Here is a 13,940-nt window from a genome sequence, read left to right as displayed (position 1 = left end):
GGGCGGAACGGTGACCGTCGTGGAACGACGCGAGATCGCACTCGTCGACCTGCTCGACCGGCTGCTGGCGGGCGGGGTCGTCATCACCGGCGACATCACGCTGCGTATCGCGGACGTCGACCTCGTGCGCATCGATCTGAACGCGCTGATCAGCTCGGTCAACGAGCAGGTCCCCTCGCCCTTCGAGGAGCCGGCATGACCGCGCGCAGCCCGCGCAAACGGCTCGACCTCGAACCCGACACGGTCGAGCGCGACCTGGTGAAACTCGTCCTGACCGTGGTGGAGCTGCTGCGTCAGCTGATGGAACGGCAGGCGGTACGCCGCTTCGACACCGGGGAGCTGAGCGAGGAGCAGGAGGAGCGCATCGGGCTCACCCTGATGCTGCTCGAGGACCGGATGGCCGAACTCCGGGACCGGTACGGCCTGCGGCCCGAGGACCTGAACCTGGACCTCGGGCCGCTCGGGCCGCTGCTTCCCCGCGAGTGATCGAAGCGCGATTCAGTCTTCCCGGCTCGGGCTTCCTGGTTTCGGGCTCCTGGGGCTCAGACCTCTTTACGGCAGAGAATCTCCCCGTGCAGGACCGCGAACCAGCCGTCCTCCCGCCGGCCCCATTCCCGCCAGGCCCGCGACACCGCCCGCAGCTCTTCGGCGGTCGCGTGACCGCCCTGGGTGGCCCGCTCGGCGTAGGCGGAGGCGAGGGTGCGGTCCGCCCACAGCCCGCTCCACCAGGCCCGCTCCTCGGGCGTGGCGAACGTCCAGGTGCTGGAGGTGGCCGTGACGTCCCTGAGTCCGGCGGCCAGCGCCCACGCCTTCAGCCGCCGCCCGGCGTCGGGCTCGCCGCCGTTGACGCGGGCCACCCGCTCGTACAGCTCCAGCCAGTCGTCCAGGCCGGGGGCCGCCGGATACCAGGTCATCGCCGCGTAGTCCGCGTCGCGTACCGCGATGAACCCACCCGGCCTGGTCACCCGGTGCATCTCCCGCAGCGCCCGTACCGGGTCGCCGACGTGCTGGAGCACCTGATGGGCGTGGACCACGCAGAAGCTGTCGTCCGGGAAGTCCAGGGCGTGGACGTCCGCCACCGCGAAGTCGGTGTTGCCCAGACCGCGTGCGGCGGCGGTGGCGCGGGCCTGCTCCAGGATGCCCGGCGCCTGGTCGACGCCGGTGACATGGCCGTCCGGGACCAGTTCCGCCAGGTCGGCGGTGATGGTCCCCGGACCGCAGCCGATGTCCAGGATCCTCATATGGGGCTTGAGCGAGGCGAGCAGGTAGGCCGCGGAGTTGGCGGCGGTGCGCCAGGTGTGCGAACGCAGCACCGACTCGTGGTGCCCGTGCGTGTAGACGGCGGTCTCCCGCGCTTTCGGCATGGCTGTACCCCTTCGCGTCGTACCGCCCCGGCGTCCCGCGACACCCCCGGCGGTACGCATGACGGTACGCGCACGTGCCGAATGGTGAGACCCACGTTTCGCAATGTGGGCTGACGGGTCGTCAGGGAGTGGTGCGCAGCGGGCGGTAGACGGTCAGTGCCTCGGGCAGCTTCTCCAGCGTCACCTCGCCCGACACCGTCGTGACCTCGCCGTCGTAGGCGAGCGGGGTACCGGGAGCGATGCCGGTCAGCCGCAGCCGGTTGACCTGCACGGCGGCATGCGCGGGGGACCGGGTCAGCGGGCCCGCGACGGCCGCGGCGAGGAGCCGGAGCGCGGGCCGGCGGCTGCCGTGCACCACCCGCACGTCCAGCAGACCGTCCGCCAGATCGGTACGGCGGCCGGGCGCGAGACCCATGCGGTGGTAGACGCCGCTGCCGACGAACAGCAGCCACAGCGGCCGCCGTTCACCGCCCACCTCCACCTCCAGCGGATGCCGGTCCGCGCGCAGTACACGCAGCGCGCCGAGCACCCCGGCCGGCCAGCCGCCGACCCGGTGCGACCAGCGCTCCCGCTCGCGCACCAGCTCCGGATAGACACCCAGGCTCAGCGTGTTGAGGAACAGCCCGGCGCCGTCGGCGGTGACGAACCGGCCCGCGTCCACCCGGACCGCCTCCCCGTGCCGGAGCGCACGGGCCAGATCGCGTTCGTCCTCCACGCCCAGGTCGTAGGCGAAGTGGTTGAGGGTGCCGCCGGGCAGCACCGCGAGCGGCAGACCGTGCTGCAGGGCGACCTCCGCGGCCGCGTTCACGGTGCCGTCGCCGCCGCACACCCCGAGCACCCGCGCCCGGGCCGCCCCCTTCGCCAGCGCGTCCCGGACGTCCTCCGGCGCGCACTCGACGATCTCCGCCTGTGGCAGCGCGTCGCGCAGTGCGCGCACCCGGTCGGCCGTGCCCGAGGCCCGGTTGGCGACCACCACGAGCCCGTCGCCCTCGGGCAGCGCCGGCGCCTGGGCACGCGGCCGGGCGTCCCGCCAGGCCCCCGCCCGGGTCGGCACCAGACGCCGCACCAGGAAGGCGGCGCCCGCCCCCAGCGCCGCGCCGGCCAGCACATCGCTGGGGAAGTGCACCCCCGTGTAGACGCGGGAGGCCGCCACCGAGAACGCCACCGGCGCCACCGCCGCCCCCCACGCCGGCGACTCCAGCGCGACCCCGGTCGCGAACGCGGCCGCCGACGCGGCATGCCCGGACGGGAACGAGGTGGTGATCGGCTGCCGCTTGAGCCGCCGGACCAGCGGCACCGGGTCCAGCACCGGCCGCGCCCGGCGCACCGAGCGCTTGCCGAGGGTGTTGATCGTCAGTGAGGCCAGGCTGAGCGAGGCCAGCCCGCGCACGGCGGCCCGGCGGGCCCGGGGGGTGCGACTCGCGGCCATCGCGGCGGCCGTGGCGAACCACAGCACACCGTGGTTCGCGCTGCGGCTCAGGCGGGGCAGCACGCGCTCGGCGCCGGGCCAGTGCCAGGCGGCGGCCGCCTCGAACACCCGGGCGTCTAGGCCGAGCAGCTTGCGCAGGGCGTTGCGGCTGGTCGGGAGGGCGGTCAGGTCCAGGTCTGGGCTCATGGGGTGCGGTTACCCTGAAGAGCCCGTTTCGTGTGTTCCCGTACGCCCGGTCGCCGGCCGGTGCGGTGAGGAGATCCCCCCGGATGCGTCTGCTCCTGGTCCGCCACGGCCAGACCCCGTCCAACGTGGACCACCTGCTGGACACGGCCGTGCCGGGCCCGGGACTCACCCCGCTCGGCCAGGCACAGGCCGCCGCCCTGCCCGAGGCGCTCACCGACGAGGACATCCAGGCCCTGTACGCCTCCACGCTGACCCGCACCCAGCTCACCGCCGCCCCACTGGCCGCCGCCCGCGGCCTCGAGGTGATCGTCCGTGACGGCATCCGCGAGCTGTCCGCCGGCGACCTGGAGATGCGGCCCGGCCGCTCGCCCGAGGGTGAGCGGTACCTGCGCACCGTGTTCGCGTGGGCGGCCGGGGACACCGCCCTGCGCGTCCCCGGCGGGGAGAGCGGCGAGGAGGCCCTCGCCCGGTACGACGCCGTGGTCGCCGAGGCCACCGCGAGCGGCGCCCGGACCGTCGCCATGGTCAGCCACGGCGCCGCGATCCGCGTGTGGGCCGCCGCCCGCGCCGAGAACGTCGACGTGGCCTTCGCCGCCGCCCGCCCCCTGGAGAACACCGGCGTGGTCGTCCTGGAGGGCTCCCCGTCCGACGGCTGGAAGGCCGTGTCCTGGGAGGGCGCCACGGTGGAACCGGCGGGCAAGGGCGGCCCGGCGGGAGAACCGCTGGACACGGCCGGGTAGCGCACGAGCCGGGGTCCGCACGACGGGGTCGCGGGGGAGGCGGCGGACCGGGTCCGCGCGACGGGATGGCGGCGGAGCCCGCGGTCGGGGTTCACGCTCGGGTGGCGGCGGAGTTCACGGCCGGGTAGCGGCGGAGTTCACGGCCGGATGACGGACGAGCCGTGGCGAGGCCGCCGGACGACACCGCCGGACGACACCGCCGGACGACACCGCCGGACGACACCGCCGGACGACACCGCCGGACGGCTCCGCCGGATATGCGTTTGCCGCAGGTCCGGGGCACCGAGGAGAATGCCTCCCCATGGGACACCTGGAAGCCGCGCATCTCGAGTACCACCTCCCCGACGGGAGGACGTTGCTCGGCGATGTCTCCTTCCGGGTCGGCGAAGGCGCCGCCGTCGCCCTGGTCGGGCCCAACGGCGCGGGCAAGACCACCCTGCTCCGGCTCATCTCCGGCGAGCTGAAACCGCACGGCGGCACCGTCACCGTCAGTGGCGGTCTCGGCGTGATGCGCCAGTTCGTGGGCTCCGTACGCGACGAGACGACCGTACGGGACCTGCTCGTGTCCGTCGCCCCGCCCCGCATCCGCGCGGCGGCCAAGGCGGTCGACGACGCCGAGCACGCCCTCATGACCGTCGACGACGAGGCGGCCCAGCTGGCGTACGCCCAGGCCCTCGCCGACTGGGCCGAGGTCCGCGGCTACGAGGCCGAGACCCTGTGGGACATGTGCACCACCGCCGCCCTCGGCGTGCCCTACGAGCGCGCGCAATGGCGGCAGGTGAGCACTCTCTCCGGCGGCGAGCAGAAACGCCTGGTGCTGGAGGCGCTGCTGCGCGGCACCGACGAGGTGCTGCTGCTGGACGAGCCGGACAACTACCTCGACGTGCCCGGCAAACGCTGGCTGGAGGAACAGCTCAGGGAGACCCGGAAAACGGTGCTCTTCGTCTCCCACGACCGTGAACTCCTCGCCCGCGCCGCCGAGAAGATCGTCTCCGTGGAGCCCGGACCGGCCGGCGCCGACGCCTGGGTGCACGGCGGCGGGTTCGCCACCTACCACGACGCCCGCCGCGAACGCTTCGCACGCTTCGAGGAGCTGCGTCGCCGCTGGGACGAGAAGCACGCCCAGCTGAAGAAGCTGGTCCTGAACCTCCGCCAGGCCGCCGCCGTCAGCCACGAAATGGCCTCCCGGTACCAGGCCGCGCAGACCCGCCTGCGCAAGTTCGAGGAGGTGGGCCCGCCGCCGGAGCCGCCCCGTGAGCAGGACATCACCATGCGCCTGAAGGGCGGCCGCACCGGCATCAGGGCCGTCACCTGCGAGCAGCTCGAGCTGACCGGCCTGATGACCCCCTTCGACCTGGAGGTCTTCTACGGCGAACGGGTCGCCGTCCTCGGCTCCAACGGATCGGGCAAGTCGCACTTCCTGCGGCTGCTCGCCAGCGAGGACGTGGCACACACGGGCGCGTTCAAGCTGGGCGCGCGGGTCGTGCCCGGCCACTTCGCGCAGACCCACGCCCACCCGGAACTCCAGGGCCGCACCCTGCTGGACATCCTGTGGAAGGAACACTCCCAGGACCGGGGGGCGGCCATGTCCCGGCTGCGCCGCTACGAGCTGACCCAGCAGGCCGAGCAGTCCTTCGACCGGCTCTCCGGAGGCCAGCAGGCCCGCTTCCAGATCCTGCTGCTGGAACTCGCCGGCGTCACCGCGCTGCTCCTGGACGAGCCGACCGACAACCTCGACCTGGAATCCGCAGAGGCCCTGCAGGAGGGCCTGGAGGCCTTCGACGGCACGGTCCTCGCGGTCACTCACGACCGCTGGTTCGCGCGCTCCTTCGACCGCTTCCTCGTCTTCGGCAGCGACGGCCGCGTCCGCGAGACCCCGGAACCCGTCTGGGACGAGCGCCGGGTGGAACGGGCCCGGTAGCCGCGACGAGCGCGGGCCGGGCACCCTCCACGGCGTATGCGGAGGCCCACGACCCCGGATGTTCGTAGAGTGGATGCAGAAACGCGCGCTCCAATGGATTCCTCCCGGAACCGCCCGGGTGCAGTGCACGCCGGACGGGTACCCGGACCGCATACACGAACCGACGAGCGGGGAACCACCATGACCGGAGTCGACCCAGGCCGGCTGGACGACCAGCAGCTCATGAAGGAGCTGGAGACGATCCACCGCACGCGCCACGACACCCTCCTGTACGGCTCGAACGACGCGCTGCGGGCCCACAACGAGCGCATGGCGCAGCTGGAGGGCGAATACCTGCGCCGCAACCCGCGCCGCCTGGTGAGCGCGGGCCGCACCCGCGAGGGCGCCCGTGAGCGCGCCTGCGGCGAGGCCGCGACCCCGGACACGTCCGGCACCTGACCGGCACCCCGAACCCACAAGCACCCCGCACCCACCACGTGCGTGAAGGGCCGGCCCGTGCGGACCGGCCCTTCACGCGGTGCGTCAGGTCAGCCGGCCTTCAGCCCGCCTCCCCGGCGAACACGTGCAGGAACGCGTCGCAGAACGCCTTCAGATCGTCCGGCTTACGACTGGTCACCAGCTGGTTGGAGCCGTGGTCGCAGATCTTCACCTGCTCGTCCACCCAGGTGCCGCCCGCGTTGCGGATGTCCGTCCGCAGGCTCGGCCAGGACGTCAGCACCCGGCCGCGCACGACGTCCGCCTCCACCAGGGTCCACGGCGCGTGACAGATCGCCGCGACCGGACGGCCCTGCTCGAAGAACCCCTTCACGAACGCGACGGCCTTCTCGTCCATCCGCAGGAAATCCGGGTTGGCCACCCCGCCCGGCAGCACCAGAGCACCGAACGAACCGGCCGACGTCTCGCCCACCACCTCGTCCACGGGGAACGTGTCCGCCTTGTCGAGATGGTTGAACGCCTGGATCTTCCCGGACTCCGTCGATACCAGCACCGGCTCGTGCCCGGCGTCCGAGGCCGCCTTCCACGGCTCCGTCAGCTCGACCTGCTCGACGCCCTCGGGCGCCACCAGAAACGCGATACGCATGATTCTCAGCTTCCTTTCCCGGCGCGCACAGCGGCCTTCGCCGCCCGCGCGCGCCGCTTCCTGTCCCGGGCCGCCCGCCGGCAGCGCAGCAGCTCCTCGCCGTACGGCAGGAGCACACACGCGCCGATCGCGACGCCGATGCCCGCGAGATAACCCGGCGACAGCGGGCGCCTGCGCGGCACCAGACGCCACGCGTCCGGGTCCCCGCGCCCGCCCCGCAGCAGCGACCGCACCTGATCGGCGTGCAGGCACATCAGCGAGGCCAGCCCGCCGAACGGCAGCGACTCCAGAAAGCTGTGGATGTGCTGCTCGACGGGCTTGACCTCACGGTCACTGTCGACGGCCGTGCGCACGTCCCACAGCGCCGTCGCCTCGTGCACCGCCGCCGCGCCCAGCTGCACCGTCAGCAGCAGCGGATTGATCTCGTAGCGCAGGGTCAGCGCGATCGGCAGGCCGACCTCGGCCATCATCAGAGAGTGGAGCAGGGACTCCTTCGTCCCCGTCGTGTCCTCGATCCGGGTGCGCCGGTGCATCACCCAGTCCGCGAGCCCCGGCACGAACCAGCCGGGCAGCAGCCCGTACAGCAGGAACCGCGTCGTGGCGTCCCCGACGTCGACGGTCGCGCCACGCGCGACCTCGGCCGCCTGATCCTGGCTCATTCGCCGCCCGCCAGCGCCACGGCCAGCTGCTGCACGTTGGCGTACTGGTCCCCGTGCGGCAGACCCGCCACCGCGTCGATCAGCCCGCCGGGCGCGTTGCCCCGGCGCAGCACCCGCGCCAGCTCACCCGCCGTGGCGGGAAACGCGTGCCGGCCCAGCTTCCGGGCCAGCTCCAGCCGCAGCCGCTCCAGCGACGCCGGCGATCCCAGACCACCCACCGGTCCGCTCCAGACCTCGGGGTCGTCGTCCGCGGCCGGCTCCGGATCGTGCCACTCCTCGACGCGCGTCGGATGCCCGGACCTCAGCAGGCCCTGCAGCTCATGCTTCATCTCGTCGTCCCGGTGGACGCTCAGCCGGTCACTGCCTCGCTGCATGTCTCCCTCCAGAGGGTCGAAGGTCCGCACCGCGTACCCGGCGACCGGACACCGACACCCGCTCCGGCCGCCGGAAACCGGCCGTTCCGGTTCTGCTCGTCCGTCGGGCTACGCGGTGTGCGGACGCGTACCCGTAGGGGCCGTCGCATAACAGCCGGCAGACCCCCGAGCGGGCGCGGCGCCGTGGCGACCGAGGCGCTCAATGCCGGCACCCGGCCCCACCACCAGCCTCCGAGTCCCAGCCCGAGCCGGCTCTCCGCCGAGGAGGTGCGCGAGCTGTGCGGCCAGGCCGCACCGCCGCCACCCCCGGACCGCCCGGCCGGCCTGCCGTCCCTGTCGACCGGCCAAGGATCCATGGCCACGGCGACGGCGACCCTCTGCTTCATCCGGCACCGCCCGTGACCGCACCATCGCCCCCGGGCCCCGGCGACGACACCCGGCAGGCAGCATGAGACGAGAGGAACGGTGATGACGGCAGACGCCGGCGAGACGTGGTGGCTGGACGGCCACGAGGGCATCGACGTGCGGGTCACCTACGCACGCGGCCCGAGCCCCGGGGAACCGGTGTCCCGGCTGCCCGAGGGAGCGCAGCCCCTGGTCGTGGTGCCGCCCGGCCGCGCGTAGGTCAGCAGTTCGCCGAACTTCGCTCGTTCCAGAGGGTGGAGGCGGCTGGAGGTGCGGCCTGCTCCTCGAAGACGACCGGGTCTTCGATCCCGGCCTCGTCCAGGACAAGGTTCTGACGGTCGGTCGACTGCTGGTCGGTCGACACTCGCTTGTAGACCAGGTTGGCCATGTCGCTCCCCGTTGTGGGGTCGCATTCGACCCTAGCTGTCAGCAAACCCTGTCATCAGCCGCCATCGGATCTGATTGGATCGGCGCCGCCGTCGTGCCCCGTCCGGGTTCATTGGACGGCCACCGCGCCTGTCGTCATTCGATCGTTTGACGACAGGCAGCCGACGCGTCCGGGTGATGTAGTCGGGACAGACTGCTGTCTGCCATCGGTGAACACCACCCCGAGCGGGCGCAACGGTCATTACCGTCCAGTCGCATGACGACGGTCACAACCCGTACGGTCGAATACCCGGCCGACAACCTGACGATGATCGGATACCTAGCGCTCCCGGCCGGTGCCGAGCGTCGGCCCGCAGTCCTGCTCGGACCCGAGGGGATGGGGCTCAGTGATGTCGAGCGCCGACGGGCCGAGGCTCTGGCCGAGCTGGGGTACGTGGCGCTGGCCTTCGACCTCCACGGCGGACGCTATTTGGAAGACCCAGAGGAAATGTTGGCCCGTTGCATGCCGCTGCTCGCCGATCCCGACCGCATGCGAGGAATCGGTCACGCCGCGCTCAACGTGTTGCGTGCCGAACCACGGGCCGACCCTGACCGGACCGCCGCCGTCGGCTACGGCACCGGGGGCGCAGTCGCACTGGAACTCGGTCGCGATGGCGTCGACCTGCGCGCGATTGGGACAGTCAACGCACTGACCACGGGCCGACCGGGCGAGGCGGCACGCATTCGCTGCCCGGTATGGGCCGGGGTCGGGTCGGAAGACCCGATCATGCCGCCCGCCCAACGGGAGGCGTTCACCGCAGAGATGCAGGCCGCGGGCGTCGACTGGCGCCTCGTGGTCTACGGAGGAGCCCTTCACGCCTTCCACCACCCACCGGTCGACCACACCGCGCCTCCCGGCGTCGGCTACCACCCACGGCACGCACAGCGAGCCTGGCGTGACATCGTCGCCCTGCTCGTCGAGTGCCTGCCCGTCACGGATTGATCCGATCGGCTCCTGATACTCACTCCTGCCCGCCGTCGTCGTCTTCGTCCAGCTCTGGGGCATCCGGGTCGCGCAGCGGGCGCAGGGCGCCGGCGGCCGGGGTGGAGGCGGTCCGACACGAGCAGGGCGACCACCGAGGTGGACAGGTCCTTCATCCGGGTGGTGCCGTCGCCCAAGTGCACGAAGGCGTCGAGGAAGCCGGTCCAGGTGTTCACCTCGAACAGAAGGTCCGGCAGGTCGATCTTCGGGAGCATCCGCTCGACCCGCTGGCGCAGCCAGGTCAGGGACTTCGGCTCGCCGAGCGCGCCGAGCTTGTCGACGTTCGGCTTCACCCGCCCGTCGTCCTGCACCTCGATGGAGACCTTCGCCGCCGGCCCCGCCTCCTCCAGCCGTTCGGCGAGCTGCTTTCACCCGGCGTCCAGACCCCGCACCAGCTCCGCCAGGTGCTCCTCCACGGGCATGTCCGGGCACAGCCCGGCCAGCACGTCCTCCTCGACCGCATCCCAGTCAGGCCCGTCCAGCAGGCGGGCCCGGGGGTTGGACCAGCGGTGCGAGGGTGAGGCGAACACGTCACGGTTGTTCAGGGCCCGGTGCAACTGCTCCAGCACGCACGCCACGTGCGCGTCCCGGTCCACCGCGCCCTGCGGCAGATCCGGGTTGGCGTACACCGCCTTGCGCCACGCCGGCGGCACGAGTTTGTCGTCCAGCTCGCGCGGCAGCAGCGGCTTGACGCCCACCTTCCGCCGCGCCAGCGCCGGAAGGCCCCGGACCCCAGCCCGGACCCGCTTGCCCGCACTCGCCGCGTCCAGCGCCTTCGACTCACCCAGCAGCGACAGGAACGGACGCACCGTCGCGTACCGGTTCGCGAGCGCGGCCCGCATCGCGACCTCAGCCGAGCCCTCGTCCTCGGGCACCAGCGCCACCACCGTGGCCGCGGCGGTCATCACGGCGGCGCGCGGGGCGACCTCCTCCAGCGCCGCCCACAGCGCGGCCGAGATATCGGGCTCCCGGGAACATGGGCATCATGTTCCTACGAGCCTGACGCAACGTCACGATCGTTAACCGCCCGTCCTCAGGATTCCCGACAGAGTCCTTCAGTGAAGATCCGACTGGACCTCGGTCAGTCGATGCCTTCGACGATGCGGAAGTCGCGCTCGACGCCGTCGGAGAGGGCGACCAGCGCCTCCTGGTAGGCCGCACTCTCGCGTGCCGCGACGGCCTGCTCGAAGCTGTCGAACTCGATCAGGACGGTACGCTCGGCGATTCCGGCGTCGTATGCGGCGACCCGACCGCCACGGACGAGGGGCCGCCCGCCCCCGAGCTGGACGGCCGGACCGGCCAGCTTGTTGTAGGCAGCCAGCTTCTCAGGGTCTGAAATGGTGCGGTAGACGCTGACCCAGTAGCCCTTGGGCATGGAACCTCCAGTGTCGGGATGAGTGCATCTGACTTACGGGTTGGTCTCGGACGAGCGTCGGCGGGCGAGAGCGAGGCTTGTCAGCGTCGTGATCGCCATGGCGCCGATGCCGACCAGCGCCGCGGTGGTGTAGGCGCTGTCGTCGGGGAAGAGGTGGCCGGGGCCGGTGCCCGCGGCGAGGATCAGGCCGCCGATGGCGCTGCCCAGGGAGTACCCGACGCTGCGGACGACGTAGTTGAAGCTCATGGCGCTCGACGTCTCGCTCTTGGGGGTGACGGCCAGGATGACGCCGGGCATCGCGGCCGAGAAGCCGCCGACGCCGAAGCCGAGCACGCCCATCGCCGCGAACAGTTCGGCCAGGTCCGACCGGGCCGCCGCGAACAGGGCGAACCCGCCGCCGACCACGACGGCGCTGCCGGCCAGGAGCAGAGGGTCGGCGATCCGCGTCCGGACCCGCGGCGTGAGCTTGCCGGCGACGAACCCCAGCACCGAGAACGGGATGAGGACCAGCCCGGCGACGAAGGTCGTCAGCCCGAAGCCGTAGCCGGCGCCGTGCGGCGTCTGCGCGTACCGGGTGATGAGCGTGAGCAGGAGGTACATGCCGATCCCGCCGACGAACATGGCGAGGTTCGCCCCGGCGACCGCCGGGTGCCGCACCGCCCGCACATCGACCAGGGGCGTCGTGCTGCGCAGCTCGATGACGGCCCAGACGCAGAGCAGCACCACCGCGACGACGGCGAGGCCCGCCGCCACGGCGAGGTGCCGGCTCCACAGATTCCGTTCGCCGGCGAGGAACAGCACCAGGAGCAGCGCAGCGGCCAGGACGACCGCGCCTGCCACGTCCACGTGGGCGGAGCGGCCTTCGGGGGCTTCGGGCATGGAGCGCCACGCGGTCAGGAGGGCGGCGGCGGTGACGACCAGGCCGAGGCCGTAGGCGGCCCGTACCCCGCCGAGCTCGGCGAGCAGTGCGGCCAGCGGGTAGCCGACGCCGGCCCCGATGATCGAGACCACCGAGATCAGGGCGATCACGGCCGCGCTGCGCTCCTCGGGGAGGTGGTCCCGGGCCACGCCCATCATCAGCGCCGTCAGCCCGAGCCCGACGCCCTGGGCCGCCCTGCCGGCCAGCAGCCACGCGAACGGCAGCGGGAGCAGGGTGAGCGCGCTGCCGGCGACGACGACCACCAGCGTGGCGAGGATCGTGGCCCGCCGGTGCGGGCCGGCTCCGAGCCGGCCCAGGACCGGCGTGGCGACGGCGCCGCTGAGCAGCGCGACGGTCAGCGTCCACTGCGCGCTGCCGAGCGAGACGTGGAACGAGGTCGCCACGCTGGTGATGAGCGGCGTCCCGAGGCTGGCGACCGCCGCCACGACCAGAGCGATGAACATCAGGGCGGGGACCAGCAGCCGCGCCTCGGAACGCGCCACCGGGAACGCCTTCACCGCGACCCCGCCGACCGGCTGCCCGGTCACTGCTTCGGCCCTTCGCGGTCCTGGCTTTCGAGCTCTGCCAGATGCTTCAGCGCCGGAAGGGCCGCCACCAGCGCCTCGACCTCGTCGCCGGTGAGCTCGCCGATCAACCGCTCGAACGCGTGGACGCCCGCCTGGCGCCGCGTCCGGACATAGGAGGCGCCGGCCTCGGTCAGGCACACCAGCGTGACCCGCTTGTCGGACGCGTCGCCCCGCCGCTCGACCAGGCCGGACTCCTCCATCACCCGGACCAGGGCGGTCATCGCGGGCTGGGTGACGCCCTCGACCGCGGCCAGATCGGTGATGCGCCGCGGGCCGGTCCGGTCCAGGGTGGCCAAGGTGGCGGCGGACGTCAGGCTCATGTCCCGGGGCAGGCGTCTCGCGGCCCTGGTGGCCAGGCCGTAGAGGGCTGCGCCGATGGCGGCGGACGCGCCAGGAGCGGTGTCTTGACGACTCATGCTGGAAGCATAGCATTTTTATATTCATAATTTATGTAAATGGTCGACTGGCGCGGGCGGCCTCGATCCGCACCCGCGACGGCGGCCGGCCATCGCGCTTTAAAGACGCGACGTCAGCAGCGGTGGACGTGACCTTGCAGGCGGCCTGGGTGGACCGGGCCGTGGACGGGACGTCGAGCCCCATGCGCTCGCTCAGCCACTCCGGCCTGATCCCCTCGGCGGTAGGGGGAGAAGCCGTTCACCGGACCGCCGTGGTGCCCGCTTCCCTCGGGAAGGCGACCGGCTGGCCGCCGGGCGTCGGTGAGGCTCTTTACCGGTTCTGGTGGGCCGTCAACTCCGCGTGTGCGTCGGCGCACGGCGGTGATGCTCTCCGCTTCGGGTAACAGCAGGGCGGAGTGGCGCCGGGCCGGCATGCTGCCACGGTGACCGGGATGCCTGCCGCAGTCGAGGTCACGAATAGATGACTAGCACACCGAAACAACACACGATCTTCACAGGAGGCATTACGGTCGACGTTCCAACGCGCCCTGGGGGGACACGTGAGCAATCCGTACACCATGCCGCCACAGCCGCCTGTCACAACGAGGCCGAGGTGGGGACGGAAGCGTTACGTACTGCCCGCGATCGGACTCGCCTTCTTCCTCGGCATCGGCGCCGGCGCCGGAGGTCAGGGCGACGGGAACGATGTGAAGGCGGCGGCCGCAAAGGTGCAGCCGACCGCGACTGTCACCGCGACGGCCACGGCCACGGCCACGGCCACCGAGACCGCGACGCCCGCGCCCAGGCCGACGGTGACGGCAACGAAGACGGTCAAGGTCAAGGTGAGGGTGACCGTCACCGCGCACGCGGCGGCCGTGGGTTCGGGAGGCAGTGGTGATTCGTCCGGCGGGTCGTCCGGAAGTGGGAGTTCAAGCTCCTCGGGTGGTTCCAGCGGTGCCGGGACCGGCGCCACCGCTCTGTGCAATGACGGCACCTACTCGTACGCCGCCCATCATCAGGGCGCGTGCTCGCACCATGGGGGCGTAGCGGTCTTCTACCGGTAGGCCGGTGCCGTGCGACAGCCGAACATACAGCTA

18 protein-coding genes and 1 pseudogene are annotated in these 13,940 nt (G+C 72.3%); 8 read left to right on the top strand and 11 right to left on the bottom strand.

Translation table 11 applies throughout. From position 1 onward, the window contains the following. The first annotated feature begins 10 nt into the window (after positions 1 to 10). Positions 11 to 199 (top strand): gas vesicle protein, encoded by a 189-nt coding sequence (locus AC07C1_RS26580; protein WP_478942874.1) that lies wholly within the window; start codon positions 11 to 13, stop codon positions 197 to 199. After that, positions 196 to 486, top strand: coding sequence for a gas vesicle protein K (locus AC07C1_RS26575; RefSeq protein WP_478942872.1), 291 nt, complete (start codon positions 196 to 198; stop codon positions 484 to 486). Before AC07C1_RS26580 ends, AC07C1_RS26575 begins: the two co-directional genes overlap by 4 nt. Before the next feature lie 56 nt (positions 487 to 542). Here AC07C1_RS26575 and AC07C1_RS26570 read toward each other — a convergent pair whose 3' ends face one another. Both AC07C1_RS26570 and AC07C1_RS26565 read right to left on the bottom strand, forming a co-directional pair. Further along, the gene (locus AC07C1_RS26570) at positions 543 to 1,364 is read right to left on the bottom strand and encodes a class I SAM-dependent methyltransferase (RefSeq protein ID WP_478942870.1); all 822 of its coding nucleotides are present in this window, start codon (positions 1,362 to 1,364) and stop codon (positions 543 to 545) included. Positions 1,365 to 1,485: 121 nt separating this feature from the next. Then, positions 1,486 to 2,979: a phosphatase PAP2 family protein gene (locus AC07C1_RS26565; protein WP_478942868.1), complete on the bottom strand. Its 1,494-nt coding sequence runs from the start codon at positions 2,977 to 2,979 to the stop codon at positions 1,486 to 1,488. Between the two features lie 83 nt (positions 2,980 to 3,062). On the opposite strand from AC07C1_RS26565, the gene AC07C1_RS26560 reads away from it, so the two are divergent. The 3 genes from AC07C1_RS26560 to AC07C1_RS26550 all read left to right on the top strand — a co-directional run bounded on the left by AC07C1_RS26560 (position 3,063) and on the right by AC07C1_RS26550 (position 6,078). Further along, positions 3,063 to 3,719, top strand: coding sequence for a histidine phosphatase family protein (locus AC07C1_RS26560; protein WP_478942866.1), 657 nt, complete (start codon positions 3,063 to 3,065; stop codon positions 3,717 to 3,719). A 301-nt stretch (positions 3,720 to 4,020) separates the two neighbouring features. Beyond that, the gene (locus tag AC07C1_RS26555) at positions 4,021 to 5,640 is read left to right on the top strand and encodes an ABC-F family ATP-binding cassette domain-containing protein (RefSeq protein WP_478942864.1); all 1,620 of its coding nucleotides are present in this window, start codon (positions 4,021 to 4,023) and stop codon (positions 5,638 to 5,640) included. 180 nt (positions 5,641 to 5,820) lie between these two features. Next, positions 5,821 to 6,078, top strand: a complete 258-nt coding sequence (locus AC07C1_RS26550) for a DUF6158 family protein (RefSeq protein WP_478942862.1) — start codon at positions 5,821 to 5,823, stop codon at positions 6,076 to 6,078. A gap of 100 nt (positions 6,079 to 6,178) precedes the next feature. Here AC07C1_RS26550 and AC07C1_RS26545 read toward each other — a convergent pair whose 3' ends face one another. From AC07C1_RS26545 to AC07C1_RS26535, 3 genes are read right to left on the bottom strand one after another with little or no spacing between them, the layout of a single operon-like run. Further along, the gene (locus AC07C1_RS26545; RefSeq protein ID WP_478942860.1) at positions 6,179 to 6,721 is read right to left on the bottom strand and encodes a type 1 glutamine amidotransferase domain-containing protein; all 543 of its coding nucleotides are present in this window, start codon (positions 6,719 to 6,721) and stop codon (positions 6,179 to 6,181) included. 5 nt (positions 6,722 to 6,726) lie between these two features. After that, entirely contained in the window at positions 6,727 to 7,380 is a 654-nt protein-coding gene (locus AC07C1_RS26540; protein ID WP_478942858.1) for a diguanylate cyclase, read from the bottom strand. Beyond that, the gene (locus AC07C1_RS26535; protein WP_478942856.1) at positions 7,377 to 7,754 is read right to left on the bottom strand and encodes a DUF2795 domain-containing protein; all 378 of its coding nucleotides are present in this window, start codon (positions 7,752 to 7,754) and stop codon (positions 7,377 to 7,379) included. The genes AC07C1_RS26540 and AC07C1_RS26535 overlap by 4 nt, the downstream gene beginning before the upstream one ends. Before the next feature lie 468 nt (positions 7,755 to 8,222). Between AC07C1_RS26535 and AC07C1_RS26530 the strand changes: the two genes are divergently transcribed. Beyond that, positions 8,223 to 8,378, top strand: a complete 156-nt coding sequence (locus AC07C1_RS26530; RefSeq protein ID WP_478942854.1) for a hypothetical protein — start codon at positions 8,223 to 8,225, stop codon at positions 8,376 to 8,378. 1 nt (position 8,379) lies between these two features. On the opposite strand, the gene AC07C1_RS26525 is transcribed toward AC07C1_RS26530, so the two are convergent. Next, positions 8,380 to 8,547 carry a recombinase family protein gene (locus tag AC07C1_RS26525; RefSeq protein WP_453413979.1) on the bottom strand — a complete coding sequence of 56 codons (168 nt, stop codon included), beginning with the start codon at positions 8,545 to 8,547 and terminating at the stop codon, positions 8,380 to 8,382. A 255-nt stretch (positions 8,548 to 8,802) separates the two neighbouring features. Between AC07C1_RS26525 and AC07C1_RS26520 the strand changes: the two genes are divergently transcribed. Continuing rightward, positions 8,803 to 9,528 carry a dienelactone hydrolase family protein gene (locus AC07C1_RS26520; RefSeq protein WP_478942852.1) on the top strand — a complete coding sequence of 242 codons (726 nt, stop codon included), beginning with the start codon at positions 8,803 to 8,805 and terminating at the stop codon, positions 9,526 to 9,528. Positions 9,529 to 9,637: 109 nt separating this feature from the next. On the opposite strand, the pseudogene AC07C1_RS26515 reads toward AC07C1_RS26520, so the two are convergent. From AC07C1_RS26515 to AC07C1_RS26495, 5 genes and pseudogenes are all read right to left on the bottom strand, one after another. Next, a pseudogene (locus AC07C1_RS26515) lies at positions 9,638 to 10,520 on the bottom strand (Tn3 family transposase); the annotation flags it as partial. Positions 10,521 to 10,648: 128 nt separating this feature from the next. Continuing rightward, on the bottom strand, positions 10,649 to 10,942 hold the full coding sequence (locus tag AC07C1_RS26510) for a DUF1330 domain-containing protein (protein WP_478942850.1): 294 nt from the start codon (positions 10,940 to 10,942) through the stop codon (positions 10,649 to 10,651). Between the two features lie 33 nt (positions 10,943 to 10,975). Beyond that, positions 10,976 to 12,409, bottom strand: coding sequence for an MFS transporter (locus AC07C1_RS26505; protein WP_478942848.1), 1,434 nt, complete (start codon positions 12,407 to 12,409; stop codon positions 10,976 to 10,978). After that, entirely contained in the window at positions 12,406 to 12,768 is a 363-nt protein-coding gene (locus AC07C1_RS26500) for a MarR family winged helix-turn-helix transcriptional regulator (RefSeq protein ID WP_014173936.1), read from the bottom strand. The genes AC07C1_RS26505 and AC07C1_RS26500 overlap by 4 nt, the downstream gene beginning before the upstream one ends. A gap of 763 nt (positions 12,769 to 13,531) precedes the next feature. Beyond that, complete coding sequence (locus tag AC07C1_RS26495; RefSeq protein WP_478942988.1) at positions 13,532 to 13,828, bottom strand: hypothetical protein; 297 nt, start codon at positions 13,826 to 13,828, stop codon at positions 13,532 to 13,534. Here AC07C1_RS26495 and AC07C1_RS26490 point away from each other — a divergent pair. Next, positions 13,821 to 13,907: a DUF3761 domain-containing protein gene (locus AC07C1_RS26490; protein ID WP_225075656.1), complete on the top strand. Its 87-nt coding sequence runs from the start codon at positions 13,821 to 13,823 to the stop codon at positions 13,905 to 13,907. The two genes, AC07C1_RS26495 and AC07C1_RS26490, sit on opposite strands and share 8 nt — an antisense overlap. Positions 13,908 to 13,940: the final 33 nt, after the last annotated feature.

The sequence above is a fragment of the Streptomyces sp. NPDC045022 genome, assembly GCF_056432605.1.
The sequence above is the reverse complement of the archived record's forward strand: the minus strand, read 5'-3'. Positions and strand labels throughout refer to the sequence as shown.

Bases quoted from the DNA above. Each gene is read 5' to 3' on its own strand.
- AC07C1_RS26535 (WP_478942856.1), bottom strand. From the start codon at position 7,754: ATGCAGCGAGGCAGTGACCGGCTGAGCGTCCACCGGGACGACGAGATG.
- AC07C1_RS26510 (WP_478942850.1), bottom strand. From the start codon at position 10,942: ATGCCCAAGGGCTACTGGGTCAGCGTCTACCGCACCATTTCAGACCCT.
- AC07C1_RS26560 (WP_478942866.1), top strand. From the start codon at position 3,063: ATGCGTCTGCTCCTGGTCCGCCACGGCCAGACCCCGTCCAACGTGGAC.
- AC07C1_RS26525 (WP_453413979.1), bottom strand. From the start codon at position 8,547: ATGGCCAACCTGGTCTACAAGCGAGTGTCGACCGACCAGCAGTCGACC.
- AC07C1_RS26555 (WP_478942864.1), top strand. From the start codon at position 4,021: ATGGGACACCTGGAAGCCGCGCATCTCGAGTACCACCTCCCCGACGGG.
- AC07C1_RS26500 (WP_014173936.1), bottom strand. From the start codon at position 12,768: ATGAGCCTGACGTCCGCCGCCACCTTGGCCACCCTGGACCGGACCGGC.
- AC07C1_RS26565 (WP_478942868.1), bottom strand. From the start codon at position 2,979: ATGAGCCCAGACCTGGACCTGACCGCCCTCCCGACCAGCCGCAACGCC.
- AC07C1_RS26550 (WP_478942862.1), top strand. From the start codon at position 5,821: ATGACCGGAGTCGACCCAGGCCGGCTGGACGACCAGCAGCTCATGAAG.
- AC07C1_RS26545 (WP_478942860.1), bottom strand. From the start codon at position 6,721: ATGCGTATCGCGTTTCTGGTGGCGCCCGAGGGCGTCGAGCAGGTCGAG.
- AC07C1_RS26575 (WP_478942872.1), top strand. From the start codon at position 196: ATGACCGCGCGCAGCCCGCGCAAACGGCTCGACCTCGAACCCGACACG.
- AC07C1_RS26530 (WP_478942854.1), top strand. From the start codon at position 8,223: ATGACGGCAGACGCCGGCGAGACGTGGTGGCTGGACGGCCACGAGGGC.
- AC07C1_RS26520 (WP_478942852.1), top strand. From the start codon at position 8,803: ATGACGACGGTCACAACCCGTACGGTCGAATACCCGGCCGACAACCTG.
- AC07C1_RS26570 (WP_478942870.1), bottom strand. From the start codon at position 1,364: ATGCCGAAAGCGCGGGAGACCGCCGTCTACACGCACGGGCACCACGAG.
- AC07C1_RS26540 (WP_478942858.1), bottom strand. From the start codon at position 7,380: ATGAGCCAGGATCAGGCGGCCGAGGTCGCGCGTGGCGCGACCGTCGAC.